Origin of the sequence: Mesorhizobium sp. M0296, assembly GCF_040321675.1 — a bacterium.
Classification (GTDB): domain Bacteria; phylum Pseudomonadota; class Alphaproteobacteria; order Rhizobiales; family Rhizobiaceae; genus Mesorhizobium.
Genome location: NZ_JAMYRZ010000077.1, coordinates 1 through 15,657, shown reverse-complemented (window position 1 = coordinate 15,657; position 15,657 = coordinate 1). Strand labels below are relative to the sequence as shown.

Below are 15,657 nucleotides of genomic sequence, written 5' to 3'. Positions count from 1 at the left end.
GATCATCCGAAAGAGGTCGCGTCATCCGATGCTGGCCTCCACTCCAGCCAGCATCTTGAATCACAAAACCGACTGATCCGGAATCTGAAGGGTTCAATCTGAAGGGTTCTGTGAGGTCCGGGCACAGCCGGGGCACGCAGGCTCGACGTCGGACCTCATTGCAAGCCGGATTGAACGAAGCCGCGGGCTAATCTGGCGCTATGGGGATTGTAGCCTGGAGGGGCGGTCGGGATTGTCTTCGTCGGGTGAATGAAGGGCAACCGCGATGCGACCCCAAGGGATGATGGCACGGTGGAAGGTCGACTCTTGATGGCGATCACCGCGGATTGGGTGGGGACGCCTTCTGTCGCGGGCACGAGTGCTCGCGGTCTTGTGCGGAAAGTCAAAGGTCGGCATGCCGGCGCGGATGGCGACGGATACCAAAGCTGGTGATGTGGACCTGCCGCGTACGATCATGAGGTGTTGTCCCACAAGGGACCTGGCGGCGCTTGTCCGCAGCGCCAGATGGCCAGCGTGATCATCGATCCTCCACAGCATGGGCAGCGATGCGCTAATGAGAGGGGCGCGGGCGTGCTTTCGACGCGCGGTTCGATATTGTCCTGCAGCGGGTTGGCCAGCAGCCTGCGACACAGGTCGAGCTTTGCGGCGCGATGGCCGTTGGCGAGGAATCCATAATGGCGGATGCGGTGGAAGCCGTCCGGCAGGGTGTGCAGCAGGAAGCGCCTGATGAACTCGTGCACATTCAGCGTCATGAGCTTTGCCTTGCCGCCATGCTGATAATCTCTCCAGCGGAACACAATCTTGCCGTCGGCCATGCTGACGAGCCGGGAGTTTGCGATGGCGACACGGTGGGTATAGCGACCGAGATAAGCCAGCACCTGCTCTGGCCCGCCGAACGGCGGCTTGGCATAGACGACCCATTCGAGGCGGCGGGCCTCGCCCAGCCGGCGTCTGAACACGACGGGCAGCGCCAGTTCGGCGAGATCGCCGAAGAAGCTCAACTTGCCCGCTTCATACGCTGTCCGCAGTTCCTCCAGAAAGAGTCGGCGGAACAGGCGCGACAGCACCCGCACCGGCAGGAAGAAGCCGGGCTTGCAAGAGATCCAGCGCGTTCCATCGGGCGACAGCCCACCACCTGGCACGATGCAATGGATATGGGGATGATAATGGAGGTTCTGACCCCAACTGTGCAGGACGCCGACAAGGCCGATCTCGGCTCCCAGATGTTTGGAATCGGCGGCGATGGTGCGTAGCGTCTCGGCGGCCACCTTGAACAAGATCGTGTAGACCGCCGCTTTGTTCTGGAAGGCGATCGCCGCGATTTGCGCCGGCAGCGTGAAGACGACGTGGAAATAGGGAACCGGCAGGAGTTCGCCCCGCCGCGCGGCAAGCCATTCCCGGCAGGCCTGTCCCTGGCACTTCGGGCAGTGCCGATTGCGGCAGGAATTGTAGGCGACGCGGATCGCCCCGCAGGACCGGCAGCCCTCGACATGGCCGCCCAGTTCGGCGGTCCGGCATAGCTCGATCGCGCTCATCACGCGCCGCTCGACGCGCCCGAGATGGCCGTCATGGGCCTGCCGATACGCCTCGCCGTGGCGGCGGAAGATGTCCGCCACCTCCAGTCTCGCCGACATTGGCGGAACCGGTCAGCCCGGCGGCACAACCTCAATGGTCAGCCGATCGAGCGGGCTTTCCGTCCGCCGAATGAGACCGTTCGAGACCTTCGTGTAGCGCGCCGTGCTCGACAGGTTGTTGTGGCCGAGCAGCACCTGGATGATGCGGATGTCCGTACCGTTCTCCAGCAAATGCGTGGCGAAGCTGTGCCTGAGCGTATGCACCGTCACGCGCTTGTCGATGCCGGCAGCCGCACGCGCCGAGCGGCACGCCGAATAGAGAACCTGCACATCGATGGGGCGGTCGACGCCGCGCCCGGGAAACAGCCAACCCTGCGGCTTCGCCAGCCGCCAGTAGACTCGCAGGATGCGCACAAGCTGCGCCGACAGCATCACGGTGCGGTCCTTGCCGCCCTTGCCGTGATGGACGAGGATCACGCCGCGTTCACTGTCGATGTCGCCGACCTTCAGCCCGACGGTCTCCGAGGCGCGAAGTCCCGCGGCGTAGGCCGTGGTCAATGCCGTTCGGGTCTTCAGGCTCGGCACCGCCTCCAGGAACCGGACGACCTCGTCGGCGCTCAGCACCACTGGCAGCGTGCGTGGCGAGCGGGCGTAGACGATCCGCTCCGGGATCTCGGCATGGCCCAGCGTCACGCCGTAGAAAAACCGCAGCGCGCACACCGTCTGGTTCAGCGCCGGCCACGAGACTCCCGCCGAAACCAGATGGACCTGGAAGGCGCGGACGTCCTCCAGGCCGAGCCGGTCCGGCGAGCGGTCGAAATAGCGCGAAAACTTGGCCACCGCGTGCACGTAGGATCGCTGGGTGGCCGGCGACAGATTGCGGATCGTCATGTCCTCGATCATGCGTCGGCGAAGAGGGCTCAACTCGGCCATCTCAAACTCCTGTTCTCAAGATTGCGCTTCAACAGCCGCAATCCTTCAAAACAGAAGCGTCATCCGCAAACCCACGCACCAAATGACGCGTCAGCGGCTTCGTTCAATCCCCTTCGATTCCGTCAAATCAGGAACCGCTCTAGGGCGCCAAAGCTGCTGCGATCCCGCGTCACGGGCTGAAAGCTAAATTTCGATACTTTAATATTCCAGCCTGTGGCAAAGTGGCAGCAGCGAGCGCCTGAAGATGCGCCGCAGAGGACGCTTTGAGAAGCGCTTGGTGGCAAGGTGAGCGATGTCGCCCTTTCCTTTGAAAGCTTCGGCGTGAGCCACAATGGCTGTGTCCGTGAGCACAATGAAGACAACTATCTAGTCGAGCCACGAACCGGCCTGTGGGTGGTGGCCGACGGAATGGGTGGACATGAAGCCGGAGAGGTCGCTTCAGCCAGCATTGTCGAACATCTAGCCACGATCGGCATTGCTAGTTCCGCCCCGGATCTTCGTGCGCGCTTCGAAGACAGGCTGAGCCGCGCCAACGCCGACATCCGCAGGATCTCCGAATCTCGCGGCATAACCATCGGCTCCACCGTTGCCGCCCTGTTGGCGATGGATGGGCGATTTGCCTGCCTGTGGGCGGGCGACAGCCGGGTTTATCTGGTCCGTAATGCCTCGATCTCGCAGATCTCGAGGGACCACACCGAAGTTCAGGAACTTCTCGATCGTGGCATGATCAGCGCAGCCGAGGCGCTCACCTGGCCGCGCCGCAATGTCATCACGCATGCGGTCGGCGTCAGCGACGAAATCGTCATCGATTTCCAGCAAGGCGAAATTATGCCGGGAGACATCTTCGTGTTGTGCACAGATGGGCTGACGGCGCATTTGACCGACGCCGAGATCGGGGCCGTGGTGGTGTCTGCGACCCCTCAGGCGGCTTGCGAAAATCTGCTGCAAATGGTGCTGGCGCGGGGCGGAACAGACAATGTCACCATTGTGCTGGTGAAGTTCGCAAACGGGCACAACGGACACCCCCCCTACCCTGATCTGTCCAGAGCGGAGGGTTGAGGCTGATGAGCGCCGACGACAAGACGCGAATATCGCCGCAGCTGGCCAATACCGCCGTCGGCACGCAACTCAGCGGCATCTACGAACTTGACGAGCGGATCGCATTCGGTGGCATGGGCGAGGTCTACCGTGGCCACAACATCCAGACTGGCGACCACGTCGCGATCAAGATCGTCCTGCCCGAATTTGCCCGCGACCCGACGATCTTGTCCTTGTTCCGCAAGGAAGCGTCAATCCTCAATCACCTGTCGCATGATGCGGTCGTGCGATATCACGTCTTCACCATCGATCCAGGCATCGGCCGTCCCTACCTTGCCATGGAATTTGTCGACGGCGAGTCGCTGTACGACATCATGCGACGTGGCCCGATGCCGACTGAAGAGGTACGCAAGCTCTGCCATCGCCTCACGTCGGGTCTGAGCGCCGTGCATCAAGCGGGAGCAATTCACCGCGACCTCTCGCCCGATAACATCATCTTGCCAGGAGGTAGAGTCGACCACGCCAAGATCATCGATTTCGGTATTGCGCGATCGGCGACCGTCGGCGGGGAGACCCTGATCGGCGGAAAATTCGCGGGAAAGTACAACTACGTTTCGCCCGAACAGCTGGGGCTGTACAGCGGCGACGTCAGCGAGCAATCCGACATCTACAGTCTGGGGCTGGTGCTGGTTGCCGCTCTGCGCGGGAAGCCGATCGACATGAGCGGGTCGCAATTCGAGATCATCGAAAAGCGCCGGACCGTGCCCGACCTGTCCGACATCGAGGACGATTTTCGTGGCATTGTTGAAGCCATGCTGCAACCGGATCCGCGAGACCGCCCGGTGAGCATGGCGGAAATCGCCAGAATGACGCGTGACGAGGACGAAGGGACAACGCCACCAACGTTCGTCCCGACCCGCGATCGGCCGGGTTTGCCACGAGCGGGGCAAACACTTGCGCCTGAGTCCAAGGCCCAGCCTTCCTATGATTTGGGGCGTGACGCGCCTGCGACGGCAAGTTCAGGTGGGCAGCGCTTCGTCCCGCATGTCCGGCCTGCGCTGCTGTCCGAACCGCGGCGGCCTTCAGCAGTCGCCAGCCCGCCCCGCCCCGGGCAGGGGGGGGGGGCGGGGAAAAACACCACAACCCCGCCCAGAGCGCGTTGGTGCGGTGCGCCCCGGGGGACGGGGGCGCGTTGGGGGCCAGAGGGGGTCGTCTCAGAAGGTACCGCCAGCGCGTCGAGCACTGCCGCGGCGGCCCCCCCCCCCCCCGCCGCGCCCCCCCCCCCCCCCCCCCCGGGGGGCGGGGGGGGCCGGGCCTGGAAAATCCACAAAGACCCGAACCATCGCGATTTCTGCCTTCGCGACGCTGGCTCTCGGCGCGGTTGCTGGCCTCTATGTCAGCGGTTTTATGACGCCTACCACGCCGAGCGCAGGCACGACATCGTTGTCCGCCCCAGAACCATCAGAGCCCGCACCAGAGGCATCAAAGCCGGTCGCGACGGACAATGTGCCGCCAGAGGTAGCTCCACCCGCGCAGCCGCAAACGCAGACCACCGCTTCGCCAACTGAAAATCAGGCAGAGGCGGCTGTGCCTCAAAAGCAGTCGGCAGAGTCGCCCAAGATGCTCCCACAAACCGGGGAAGCCCCGAAGCCATCAGCTAGCGCAGCGCTGCCGCCGGCCGAAAACGTGGCGCCGGCAATTCAGCCCGATACCGCGGCCAACGCCAGCCCGACAACGCTTCCGCCGCCTGACAAGCTCGTTCCAGCCCCAACACCAGCCGAAAAAACGTCATCGCCGTCAGCGCCGCGCACCGACGTCGCGGAGAGCCAAAAGCCGCAGCCGGAAGAGACCAAGATCCCCCTGCAAGCCAGGGAAACACCGAAATCATCAGCAAGCGCGGCACAGCCGCCGGCCGAAAAGATGTCGCCGGCAGTTCAGCCCGACATCGCGGCCGGCGGCAGCCCGAAGACGCCTCCCCCGCTTGGCAAGATCGCTCCAATCGCTCCACCAGCCGAAAAAGCTTTAACGCCGCCAGCCCCCCAGCCCGATGTCGCGGTGAGCCAAAAGCCTGAACGACAGGCAAGCCAGCCGGCGGAGGCGAAATCGGCCGCGCCCTTTCCCGAGCCGGCTGCAGGCCAGGCAGATGCGATGAGCGAAAAGGGGCAGCAGGCCGACGAGCCGGCCGCCAGACAGCCAGACCAGGCCACGGTCGCCTTGAACGTGCCCAAGCTGGAAGTTCCTCCGGTCATCGACGACGTAGCGCAACGGGTCTCGTGGGTTCGCGACTTCAGCGGCGGCGACTGTTTCTATGCGGCCGTCACGTCGATAACCGACAAGACGGCGGCCATCGAAGGATTTGGAACGGCGGTTCATCCATTCGAACAAATGTTGACTGATTTCCAGGCAAAGTTCCACGTTGAGCCGGACATAAGCGTGCGCCTCATCGAGCCGCCCCAGTGCGAAGTCACCAACTTCCTGCGCTTTCTGGGCCAGACTGCAGTCGTCAAGCCGCAGCTGGTTCTCGATCGAACATCGGTGCCGAACGGTACGCCGATCAGCGGCACGCTGGTGACGCATGGCGGGCTCATTTCCAGCGTGCTGTTGATCGACCACAAAGGCATGATGTTCAACCTCGACGACCGCATGGTCGTACAGTCGGACAAGGCCACCTTCAGCATCCCGATCGGCCTCGGCGCCGCCGACAGGGCTGCAGGCAAGGCCGTACCGCAGATCATTATGGTGATCACCGGCCCCCAGGACATTCAGGCGGCTGCGTTTTCTACGCCAATGCCGGCCTCGCAACTGTTGCCCAAAATTCTCGAAGAAATCGAGACCAACGGATCTCAGTTCTCGGCCAATGCCAAATATTTCCGGCTCGGCGGGTAGTATGGCGTGCAATGGAACTCTGCCGCTCGCGTTTGCCCCGCTCATCTGACGGCCTGCCCGTAAAGCAGCGCGATCGGTTTCGAGCCTTGTTTATCTTGACAGGCCGCATGAGGCTTGCGGTCGTTTCGGGCGCGGCACTCCTGGCCGTGCTCTCATGCAATGAAGCGCGCGCCGAATTCACGGTCTGCAATCAGACACTCGACGTCGTCAACCTCGCCGTCGGCCAGACAATCGACAATGCCGACCAGACCGATGGCTGGTGGACGATCGGCGCGAATCAGTGCGTAAACGTCGTTCGAGACGAACTGACGAACCGCTTCATCTACATCTACGCCACGGACGTTTTTGGCCACGCGATCCTGACCGGGTCGACCGAAATGTGCATCGAGCGTCGACGGTTCTCGATACGCGGCATCGACGAGTGCTGGCAGCGCGGCCATATCGCGGCGCGATTTGTTGAAGTCGATACGCTTGAACAGGTGCGGTGGACGTTTTTCCTGACCGGAAGCAGTCCGTGACGCACGCCATCGACACCAGCTTCAAGGCGAAAAAGCAGGCGCGCGCCGCCCTTCGCCGGCGCGCACTTTGGCGCCGGCTCATTGCAGGCTTGGCCTTGATTTTCCTGTGTTCGATCGCCGTCGGCTTCTACCTCACCGCGGACTATTGGTCATTTGGCGACGAAGACGAGGAGTTGCGCGCGGTAGAAGGAGCCGACGATGTGCCGGCCGATGCATCTGTCTATGTGCCTGCGATTATCGGCTTGGCGGGGGATCCTATGTGGATCACGCTCGCACCCGATAACGGCGCAGCAACGAAAGGCCGCGTGATTCCGCGTCCGGCAGAACTCGACCCGGCAGGGGTTTCGCCACAGATCGAGTTCCTGTCCGACGTCATGCTTAGCGCCAGCGAAAAATTCATGACGACGATACCGTCGACGCAGGAGGATTTTGCATTCTTCCAGGCGCAACGAAAGACCGCCCCCGCGCCCTCCAGCGATCTGCAGAACGATCTTGAGCCATCTCCTGGCGCGGGTGAGCTCGCGCCGGCTTCGGATCAACAGGCCGACACCGATGATCCCGAAGCCGGCTGGGGTGAAACAATCGATGCAGGCGACGCAGCCCTTCCCGCATTCCAGAAGACCCAGATCGAAAACAACACCAGCGTCGCAACTGTCACGAATGAATATCAGCGGTTCGAGGCCACCGAAGACACTTTCGTGAAGATCCTCAACAGTCGCAGTCTGGACAGCGTTGCGCTCGATGCGCATTTCTCCGCCGACGACGCCAGGCTGGCAGGCGAGGCCCTGAAGGCGCTCTTTAGCCGGGACGGCCTGGAACCGGGTTATGTCGTCGCCCTGCGTGGATACCGACCCAACCGCGAGACGACAACAATGTCCCTCATGCAGGTGTCGATCTACGCCAAGAACGTTTTTGTCGGGACGCTGACGCGTGATGCCGCAGGCGTGTTCGTCTCGGGGGCTGATCCCTGGGTACGCGAAGATTTGTTCAACTACTCGGGTGCGCCGGAAGAAGGCGCACACAAAAGGCAGTATCGTTTGCTCGACGCGATTTACTCGACAGCGGCACGCAACAGCGTTCCGACCGGCGTGATCGGCGAAGCGATCATGTATCTGTCGAGAGGACAGGATCTGGACGCTTTCGCAAGCGAGGACCAGCGTCTTGTACTGATCTATTCGCAGACGCCGCGCGGCAAGGACGAAGGCGCCGGGCGGGTGCTATATGTGGGTGTCCAGGGCACGACAAAAAGTCTCGACTGTTTCGTCTTCCAGCAGGGCGATGGCCAGTTTGCATGCGTGACAGGCGACGATCAGGTCCGCTCGCTGACGGTCACCAACGGCATGGTCACACCGGTCAACGGGGTCTTGACCTCGACCTTCGGGCCGCGCAAGCATCCAATTCTAGGCACCGTTCGCATCCACAAGGGCGTCGATTGGGCGGCGCCGGTCGGCACGCCGATCGCAGCCGCCTTCGATGGCGAAATCAGCTTCCAGGGCGATGGGGGCGGCTATGGCAATCTGGTCAAGATTTCGCACGGAAACGGGCGCGAGACGCGCTACGCTCATATGCAGAAATTCGCAATCGAGGGCGGCGTCGGCACCAAGGTGAAGGCTGGCGATATCATTGGCTATATCGGCACCACCGGCCTTTCGACCGGACCGCATTTGCATTTCGAACTCTATCAGAATGGCGCGGCGATCGACCCACTGGGCACGGTTACCGCGGTCGCTTCGGATCTTTCCGCCGTGGAAACGCTCACCGACCGTATCGTTCATGTCGAAAGTGGCGGCAGCGCCCGTGCCAAGAACCCAAATTCTTCAGCGACCGGCGCCGGCCAATTCATCACAAAGACCTGGATCCGGATGATGAACACTTACCGCCCCGAACTTGCACGCACACTCTCGACTGCCGACCTGCTCGCCCTGCGATACGACGCCACGATCTCGCGCGAGATGGTTCGCAATCTGGCGCGAGAAGGCGAAGCCTATCTTCGGGCGCGCGGCCACCAGATCACAGCCGGCCGGCTCTATCTCTGCCACTTTCTCGGCATGGAGGGCGCGCATCAGGTGCTGTCGGCATCGGGTTCGGCGCAATTGAGCGCCGTGCTCGGGTCAGCCGTCATTCAGGCCAATCCCTTTCTGACGGGCAAGACCGCCAGCTATGTCGCGGACTGGGCCGAAAGAAAGATGGGTCGCAAGCTGAGCCCAGCCACAACCACGGCGGGCCAGCAGACGACGACCACCACGGAGGTCCGGCAGACGTCGCCCGAGTTCGCAAAGTACAAACAGGCGATCACGGCGATGCTGAGCTCTGTTCAGAATGCGCTTTGAACCTGTGCATGGCGCGGCAAATCGTAACCGCTTCGGTGCACGCAGACGACCGGGTTTCCGTCCAACGAGTGCTGTACTTCGACCTCTGCGCCCTTTCGAACCGTGGCCAAGTTCACATACGCCACGGCCATTTTCGGGTTGATGCGACCTGTCGCTGAAAAAACCTAACATGTGCAAAATAGAGTTCGCTGCGACGGCGGAAGGAAAAGCAGGACCCGCCTCCGTGAGCTACAGGGCCTCCTTCGAGACGGCAAGTTGGAGACGCTCAGGCACACGATCGGTGGCAAAACCTTGACGGCCTTAAAAGCAGGATCGCCCGCAAAGCGGGCGCTTGAAACCGGCTGCCGGCGTTTGGTCAGGATGATGTCGCTTGCGACATCGCGGCGCGCGATGAGGACCAGGCGAATGACAGCTCCGGCTCTGCGGTGCGCACATCGGTCGGCGTTTCGGACGAGGTGAAGCAAACAGCGGGCCCCGACTTGACAGAAAGTACGATCTGTCTTGACCGCCAGAGCCGCATCGACCTGCAACTGCGCATCGAGGGGTTGGGCAACGGACTGGGCCGCATAGACGGAAACATAGGTCCGCAGACCCGCCGGGCAATCGGCATCTGGCAAGGGAAGAATGGTCTTCCGCCGACCACGTATCTGACGCGCGAGCAATTGGCATTCCTCGAGGTTCAGACAGATCCGATGATGGAGCCGTGCGTGCCGGATATGCGCCGATCAAGCCCGTGCAACGCAGCCGAAAAAGCAGGTTGCGCAGAGCGTCCGCACCCAGCGGTCGGGTGACGCAGAAACGTCGCAACAACAACAGGTCGTTCAGAAACAGCGGTTGCGCAAGACCATGGTGCGGCGGACGGATCCTGCTCCGGTGTGATGGTGGGCCGCGTGCTCAAGAACTGACCGGGGTCGTTCCAAGCCTATTCGCCTGGCCTGCCGCTGGGCTTGCCGCGCAGTTCCTGACGCACTGCTGCACAGTTTCTGGCGGCATGCACCAGCGTACGCTACTCGGCCTTTATACGCATTTCCACGCGGCGGTTGACGGCGTCGTATGGATTGGAGCTACGCGGATGCGTTTCGCCCAACCCGATTGCGTTGATGCGGTCAGCCTCGATGCCACTGGATGTGAGGAAGGACGTCACCGACTGCGCTCGTCGCTGCGACAGCCGCTCATTGTAGTGCTCCGGACCGGAAGCGTCGGTGTAGCCTTCGACGACGAAGTGGAAAGTACTGATCCGGCTGTCCTTCAGAGCCTTGGCATACTCCTCGAGTTCAGCGCGTGCGGTCGCGTCGAGTTCGGCCGAATCCAGCCCGAAATTGATCAGCATGTCGAGACTGGATTTGTCGGCCGGCCCGTCTTTTGCCTTGGTCTTGCACTGCTCCTCGGTGCCGACACAAATCCCCCGAGACTTGCCGAGGTCGGCCGCGCCAGCAAAAAACTTGACGATGTCTTCTGATTTCTGGATAGGGTCGGCGGAAACATGGGTCGAGAAAGCCACGACCGCCAACACCAAGGGTAAACTGGCCCACCGCATAGCGGTTACTCCTGTTGAGCATCCGATATTACCAAGCGTGAATATACCGAATTCCCACGCACTTGTCTGTCAATAAACGACGAGCCTGTGGCTGTGTCGGCCGATCTCCGTCACCACGAGTTGAGACTTGACCGGCGCCACGCCGGGGGCTTGAGTACCGACTGGTCCTCGATGAAAGCGTGGCGTCATGGCCAATGGGCTCCGATTCAAAACGGCACGGGATCTTTTTGTGGCTTGTCCCGCTGTCGCCAGAGACATGAGAGCCCTTCCAACCGAGCAGCGTTCGATCGAGTTTTGCCGCGATCTCCTCGCCGGGCCCATTCCCGAAGAGGCGATCACGTTTTGTGCCTACCTGCTTCCTGATCGGGCTGCGGTCTGGTGGGCCCATGAATGCCTGGGGCATCTGAGCGAACTGCTCGATAAGGCAGATCAAGAGCTGCTCGCGCTTGTTCGCGACTGGGTCAGCGAACCGGACAGTCCCCGCCATCGCGCCGCAGTGAGCGAGGCTGCGGCAACCCCGCCGGCAACGCCGGGCGCCTGGATTGCCTTGGCTGCGGAATGGCGTGACAATGGTTTTGGCGTTGCCGGATCTGTCGTCGGCGCAGCCGCGCCAACGGCCTTGCAGCGACATCCTGCCGCCCATGCAGTCAATGCCGGTGTTCTAGCAGGGCTGGCGCGCGTCGCACTGGCGGACCGCTTTGCCGTTCTCTCCGCCTTTGTCGAAATGGGCCTCCAGTTGGCCGACATCGAGGCGCAGCGCCAATCGGCGGATGCATATTAGACCCGAACCATTCCAATAGACGCAGCTCCATCGTCTTGTTTGGCCAGGGGTGTTCGAACCGAAGGGCCCAGATCTCACTTGCAGCCGCCTTGCGCCCATTTGGCCAGCGCCACCTTGAAGCGTGTCCCAAGCGGATGTTGCAGGCGTAGAACGGAGACATCGTTGGCGGCGAAATTTTTCGCCTGTTCGCATAGCCGATCCTCATTCCACTCATGGCAGCCGTTGCAGTGCTTGCCCTCCCACACCGCCTTGTCGAGCCCTTCCACGGGAGTGAAGAGCGGCTTGCCCGTGATCAGCTCGGCGATACTCTTGCCGTCGATTGCTGGGTCTCCAAAATAGATAGGTCGGTCGAAAAAAATCGGATCGTCCGAAGCCAGTTTCGGGATTTTCTGCCGCAGGACATTAAGCGCAAGCTGTGCCTCATCGTCGCCTGACGAATTTGCGGTGGCGTTGCGCCCATCCGAGCCGTCTTCCGCTTGTTGCGGAGCCGTCGCTTCGCCGACGATCAGCGGCGCGTTGAGATCGACTCTGTGCAAAACGACCTCGGTGGTCAGCGAGACATTGATCCACGGGCGCTGCTTGCCGGCGGTTGCTTTGAAAACATCGGCGGTGACCATGTTCATCGCGTCGGTGATGGAGATGTTCGAAGCCCCGATATGGGCAAGCAACGCGGACGTGAACGGCGAATGTTCGCTCGATCCGTCATAGGCGACCTGATTGGGACTGGTGGAAAAGGCGACCAGCGTACCCGCACCGCCATTCTCGATCGGGATTTCGGCAAGCCCGCTTCTCGCTCCCTTGACGCCGGCGGCCTTTGCCAACACTTCGGCCAAGGGATTGTCGCGACAGGCATCGAGGAAAATCAGTCTTATACTGGTCTCGCGCGACATTTGCCGCAAAACGAACTCGACAGGCACCGCCTCGAAATCAAGCGAGGTCTCGTCTTCCAATGCGGCATCGACCGGAAGCAGGTAGTTGCTGCCTGAAACCTGCAAACCGTGGCCGGCGTAAAAGAAAAGGGCAATGTCGGCGCCGCGAACCTGCTTTGCGAACTGCGCAATCGTCGTCTGGGTCTGCAATTTGGTCAGATCGAAACCGGAGACGACTTCAAAGTCCAACTTCGCAAGGCGATCGGCAACAGCCTGCGCGTCGCGGACCGGGTTGGTCAGCGCCGGCGCATGCTGGTACTGGGAGTTGCCAAGGACTAGAGCAACACGGCGTTCCGCATTGGCCGCCGTCAATGTCAACAATAGCGAGAGTGTCACCAGTCCGATCGCGCGCAGGGCACTGCCAAAACAGGCAATCAGATCGAAGCCCCACCGGAACAAGAGGTCCTTCCTCAGTTGACGAGCTTGGTGGCGGAAAACTCGATCCGCCGGTTAAGCGCCTTGTTCTTCGGCGTATCGTTGGCCGCAACGGGCCGCTCCTCGCCATACCCGGTTGCCGTGATCTGCGTTCGTGCAATACCCGCGGCAACAATGGCATCGGCAACGGCCTGGGCCCTGCGCTCCGACAGCAGCTTGTTGGTTACAGGCGAACCATCGGAATCGGTGTGGCCGGAAACCTCTACCTTCAGGCGGGGGCACTTGCCGACCACGCCAACCACCTCTGCCAGCAGCGGACGGCTTTGGTTGTCGAGCCGCGCGCTCGCCGACCGAAAGTAGATGGCCCCAGTGCGGGAGAGCACCGCGAACCGGTTGAGGCACTCCTCATCACTGAAATTCGCTTTCGCGGCATCGGTGGCGACGGGGCCGACGTCGGCAGTACTTGCAGCGATCGTCTGCACGGCCGCGGGCTTGCTGCCGCCGGCGTTGAAAACGAAATCGAAAGACACGGAAGCGGTCGGAACAATGTTGGTCACATTGGCGGCCTGCTGTAGCTTGTCGACATTCGGCAGCAGTCCGAAGTCCTCGACATGTACGGCAACAGGCGTCTCCGAAGCGACGGAGACCATGCTGTCGCTAATCATGGTCACGACGATATTGGCCTCGAAATCCTTGTCGACCCCGTGCAGATTGAGGCGGAATGGCAGCACTGCCTTGACCCTTCGCTTGGTCGCCAGGTCGGCAAATGCGGCAGGGTCAACTTTTGCGGTCAGTTCGGCGGACGGATACTTGAATGTCTCAAAGAAAAGGAACCGCATGCGGACATTGCGAAGGTCGACACCCGTGTCGACAGAGTTGAGGTCGAAGGTGATCTTGGCCTCACCCGTCGAAGAAAGGGTGCCGGCTATGTTCCTGATCTTGTTGGTTTCGACGATCGTGTTCTTCTTGACCGACTGGTAGGTGAGCACGGAGGCCGTCGGGTCGAGTGTCCAATTCGTCTGTGCATTCGCGCTTTCCAGCCCAGGCAATAACAGCACCGATAGCGCGACGATCAAGCCAAGGGTGTTTAGGGCTAGCCAGCTTCTCGAGCCCGTTTTCCGCCAGTCTCCGACGACTTCGAACATTGAACCCCCACCAGGACAACAGCCTTCCGTGTCGCAATCACCACCATGCCGTGCCAAGGAGAGCATAGAACAATTGTCAAGGCTTGGCGAGCATCGGCCAATCGACCGCAATGGTGTAAATTCCGCTCAGGTCCCGGGCTGCGGAACTCCGGCAAAATGGTGTTGCGCGAACAAGCAGTCTTGTTGGCGAACAATGGAGCTGATTGGAGAATATTCGCTGCGCTACCTGCCGCTGTCTTGAAGCCGGATCACGCTGGACCAGCCAAGCGAGGGAAACGCCCGGCTTACTCCATCCTGCTTCTCCCGCGGAATGCAGCTGGCGGCTCTTCGATTGAAGATTTCGACCATGTGAAGCAGGCCGCGAAGCGCGTCCGAGCCTATTTGCAGGCACCTGCCCAAAGCCGCGACATGAAGCCAGCCGCCCGCCTGCCATGTTCGACGGCAATCGTTTAGCTTGCTGCCGCCGTCCGCTTGAAAACGATGGTCACCTTCGTTCCTTTGTTGGCGCTGGACTCGACAGCTAGCTGCGCCTTGGCGTTCTCGGTCAGCGATCGCGCGATCAGCGCTCCGAGCTTGCCTGGCTTGGGCCACACCTCGCCTTCCGGCAGGCCGATTCCGTCGTCCGCCACTATAACCCGGCAGCCGTCGCCATCGACGACGCTGTGCAGTGTTATCGTGCCGCCGTCGCGCCCCCGGAACGCATGCTTTAGTGAATTGGTCAGCAATTCGTTGACGACCAGTCCCGCCGGCATGGCGACGTTTATTGACACGGGATATGTATCCACCTTCATATCCAGGCGGATCCCCTCGACTGCATGCGAGCTCATCACCGCGGACGCGATCTGGCTGAGATAGACGCCAAGATCGACCTCCTCTTTCGGCTCGTCGGCCGTTAGCGTCTGGTAGAGGATCGCCAGAGCGTCGACGCGACCGGCAAGCCGCTCAAACCGTCTCCGGTCGGCCTCGGTCGCGTTGCGGCTTTCCAGCCGGATCAGTGCGGTGATCATCTGTAGGTTGTTCTTCACCCGGTGCTGCAGTTCGCGCAGCAGTGTGTCTTTCTCGCTGACAAGCTCCTCCACCGAGCGCTCATCTCCCGCCTCGCCATGGGCCGATACGTCGACCAGCGCCACCAGCCGGAAGCACATCTTGCCGTTGTCGTCCTCGATCACATTGGAATAAACGTCGACGATCGTCGGCTTATCCTCGTTGCGTTCCAGCCTGTAGGTGCCGACAAAATCGGTTTCCTCGACCACGGCCTCGGCAAGTGGCCGGTCCTTCTGCTCGTGGAGGCCTTTGCCCAAAAGGACTGCCCAGTTTCTTCGTGTGAGCCTAGCGGCCGTCAGGCCTGACAGTTTCTCGAATTCCGGGTTGGCGTAGACTACGCGCTCCTCAGCGGCCAGGTTCGCAACGGCAATGGCGATCGGCACCTGGTCAAGGAATTTTTTGAACTGTTCGCTTTCCAGTGCGGTTGCAAGGTCAGGTGTATCAAGCAACTGCTCGACCGCCTCGGCCTTTTCTGAATCCGGTGTCATTTGCGCGCCTGTTCCGTGCGGACAATATCAACAATGCAGCGCGCCCGCCATCGCCAAAGCTGCATTTGACGCACCGCGT

13 protein-coding genes are annotated in these 15,657 nt (G+C 61.5%); 7 read left to right on the top strand and 6 right to left on the bottom strand.

Annotation, left to right across the window (positions count from 1 at the left end; all coding sequences use genetic code 11):
* Nucleotides 1-452: 452 nt before the first annotated feature.
* Both NKI97_RS34625 and NKI97_RS34620 read right to left on the bottom strand, forming a co-directional pair.
* Nucleotides 453-1,634 (bottom strand): IS91 family transposase, encoded by a 1,182-nt coding sequence (locus NKI97_RS34625; protein ID WP_352838535.1) that lies wholly within the window; start codon nt 1,632-1,634, stop codon nt 453-455.
* Nucleotides 1,635-1,646: 12 nt separating this feature from the next.
* On the bottom strand, nt 1,647-2,507 hold the full coding sequence (locus NKI97_RS34620; protein WP_150834625.1) for a site-specific integrase: 861 nt from the start codon (nt 2,505-2,507) through the stop codon (nt 1,647-1,649).
* 285 nt (nt 2,508-2,792) lie between these two features.
* Between NKI97_RS34620 and NKI97_RS34615 the strand changes: the two genes are divergently transcribed.
* The 6 genes from NKI97_RS34615 to NKI97_RS34590 all read left to right on the top strand — a co-directional run bounded on the left by NKI97_RS34615 (nt 2,793) and on the right by NKI97_RS34590 (nt 10,070).
* Complete coding sequence (locus NKI97_RS34615) at nt 2,793-3,566, top strand: PP2C family protein-serine/threonine phosphatase (RefSeq protein WP_352838534.1); 774 nt, start codon at nt 2,793-2,795, stop codon at nt 3,564-3,566.
* 5 nt (nt 3,567-3,571) lie between these two features.
* Nucleotides 3,572-5,113: a serine/threonine-protein kinase gene (locus tag NKI97_RS34610; RefSeq protein ID WP_352838533.1), complete on the top strand. Its 1,542-nt coding sequence runs from the start codon at nt 3,572-3,574 to the stop codon at nt 5,111-5,113.
* Between the two features lie 52 nt (nt 5,114-5,165).
* Nucleotides 5,166-6,431 carry a hypothetical protein gene (locus NKI97_RS34605; RefSeq protein ID WP_352838532.1) on the top strand — a complete coding sequence of 422 codons (1,266 nt, stop codon included), beginning with the start codon at nt 5,166-5,168 and terminating at the stop codon, nt 6,429-6,431.
* Nucleotides 6,432-6,538: 107 nt separating this feature from the next.
* Nucleotides 6,539-6,949 (top strand): DUF1036 domain-containing protein, encoded by a 411-nt coding sequence (locus tag NKI97_RS34600; protein ID WP_352452797.1) that lies wholly within the window; start codon nt 6,539-6,541, stop codon nt 6,947-6,949.
* Nucleotides 6,946-9,279: a M23 family metallopeptidase gene (locus NKI97_RS34595; RefSeq protein WP_352452796.1), complete on the top strand. Its 2,334-nt coding sequence runs from the start codon at nt 6,946-6,948 to the stop codon at nt 9,277-9,279. Before NKI97_RS34600 ends, NKI97_RS34595 begins: the two co-directional genes overlap by 4 nt.
* 425 nt (nt 9,280-9,704) lie before the next feature.
* Nucleotides 9,705-10,070: a peptidoglycan-binding domain-containing protein gene (locus tag NKI97_RS34590; RefSeq protein WP_352746830.1), complete on the top strand. Its 366-nt coding sequence runs from the start codon at nt 9,705-9,707 to the stop codon at nt 10,068-10,070.
* Between the two features lie 215 nt (nt 10,071-10,285).
* Here NKI97_RS34590 and NKI97_RS34585 read toward each other — a convergent pair whose 3' ends face one another.
* On the bottom strand, nt 10,286-10,816 hold the full coding sequence (locus NKI97_RS34585; RefSeq protein WP_352453871.1) for an OmpA family protein: 531 nt from the start codon (nt 10,814-10,816) through the stop codon (nt 10,286-10,288).
* 256 nt (nt 10,817-11,072) lie between these two features.
* Between NKI97_RS34585 and NKI97_RS34580 the strand changes: the two genes are divergently transcribed.
* A complete protein-coding gene (locus tag NKI97_RS34580; protein WP_352637707.1) occupies nt 11,073-11,597 on the top strand; it encodes a DUF6931 family protein in 525 nt (174 codons plus the stop codon).
* Nucleotides 11,598-11,671: 74 nt separating this feature from the next.
* On the opposite strand, the gene NKI97_RS34575 is transcribed toward NKI97_RS34580, so the two are convergent.
* The 3 genes from NKI97_RS34575 to NKI97_RS34565 all read right to left on the bottom strand — a co-directional run bounded on the left by NKI97_RS34575 (nt 11,672) and on the right by NKI97_RS34565 (nt 15,578).
* Nucleotides 11,672-12,925 carry a caspase family protein gene (locus tag NKI97_RS34575; RefSeq protein WP_352838531.1) on the bottom strand — a complete coding sequence of 418 codons (1,254 nt, stop codon included), beginning with the start codon at nt 12,923-12,925 and terminating at the stop codon, nt 11,672-11,674.
* An 11-nt stretch (nt 12,926-12,936) separates the two neighbouring features.
* The gene (locus tag NKI97_RS34570; RefSeq protein ID WP_352637703.1) at nt 12,937-14,157 is read right to left on the bottom strand and encodes an OmpA family protein; all 1,221 of its coding nucleotides are present in this window, start codon (nt 14,155-14,157) and stop codon (nt 12,937-12,939) included.
* Nucleotides 14,158-14,495: 338 nt separating this feature from the next.
* Entirely contained in the window at nt 14,496-15,578 is a 1,083-nt protein-coding gene (locus NKI97_RS34565) for a sensor histidine kinase (protein ID WP_352746819.1), read from the bottom strand.
* Between the last annotated feature and the right edge of the window lie 79 nt (nt 15,579-15,657).

What these genes read in the sequence shown, in the direction of transcription:
- NKI97_RS34585 (WP_352453871.1), bottom strand. Translation starts at nt 10,816, where the DNA reads ATGCGGTGGGCCAGTTTACCCTTGGTGTTGGCGGTCGTGGCTTTCTCG.
- NKI97_RS34610 (WP_352838533.1), top strand. Translation starts at nt 3,572, where the DNA reads ATGAGCGCCGACGACAAGACGCGAATATCGCCGCAGCTGGCCAATACC.
- NKI97_RS34620 (WP_150834625.1), bottom strand. Translation starts at nt 2,507, where the DNA reads ATGGCCGAGTTGAGCCCTCTTCGCCGACGCATGATCGAGGACATGACG.
- NKI97_RS34600 (WP_352452797.1), top strand. Translation starts at nt 6,539, where the DNA reads ATGAGGCTTGCGGTCGTTTCGGGCGCGGCACTCCTGGCCGTGCTCTCA.
- NKI97_RS34565 (WP_352746819.1), bottom strand. Translation starts at nt 15,578, where the DNA reads ATGACACCGGATTCAGAAAAGGCCGAGGCGGTCGAGCAGTTGCTTGAT.
- NKI97_RS34580 (WP_352637707.1), top strand. Translation starts at nt 11,073, where the DNA reads ATGAGAGCCCTTCCAACCGAGCAGCGTTCGATCGAGTTTTGCCGCGAT.
- NKI97_RS34605 (WP_352838532.1), top strand. Translation starts at nt 5,166, where the DNA reads ATGCTCCCACAAACCGGGGAAGCCCCGAAGCCATCAGCTAGCGCAGCG.
- NKI97_RS34625 (WP_352838535.1), bottom strand. Translation starts at nt 1,634, where the DNA reads ATGTCGGCGAGACTGGAGGTGGCGGACATCTTCCGCCGCCACGGCGAG.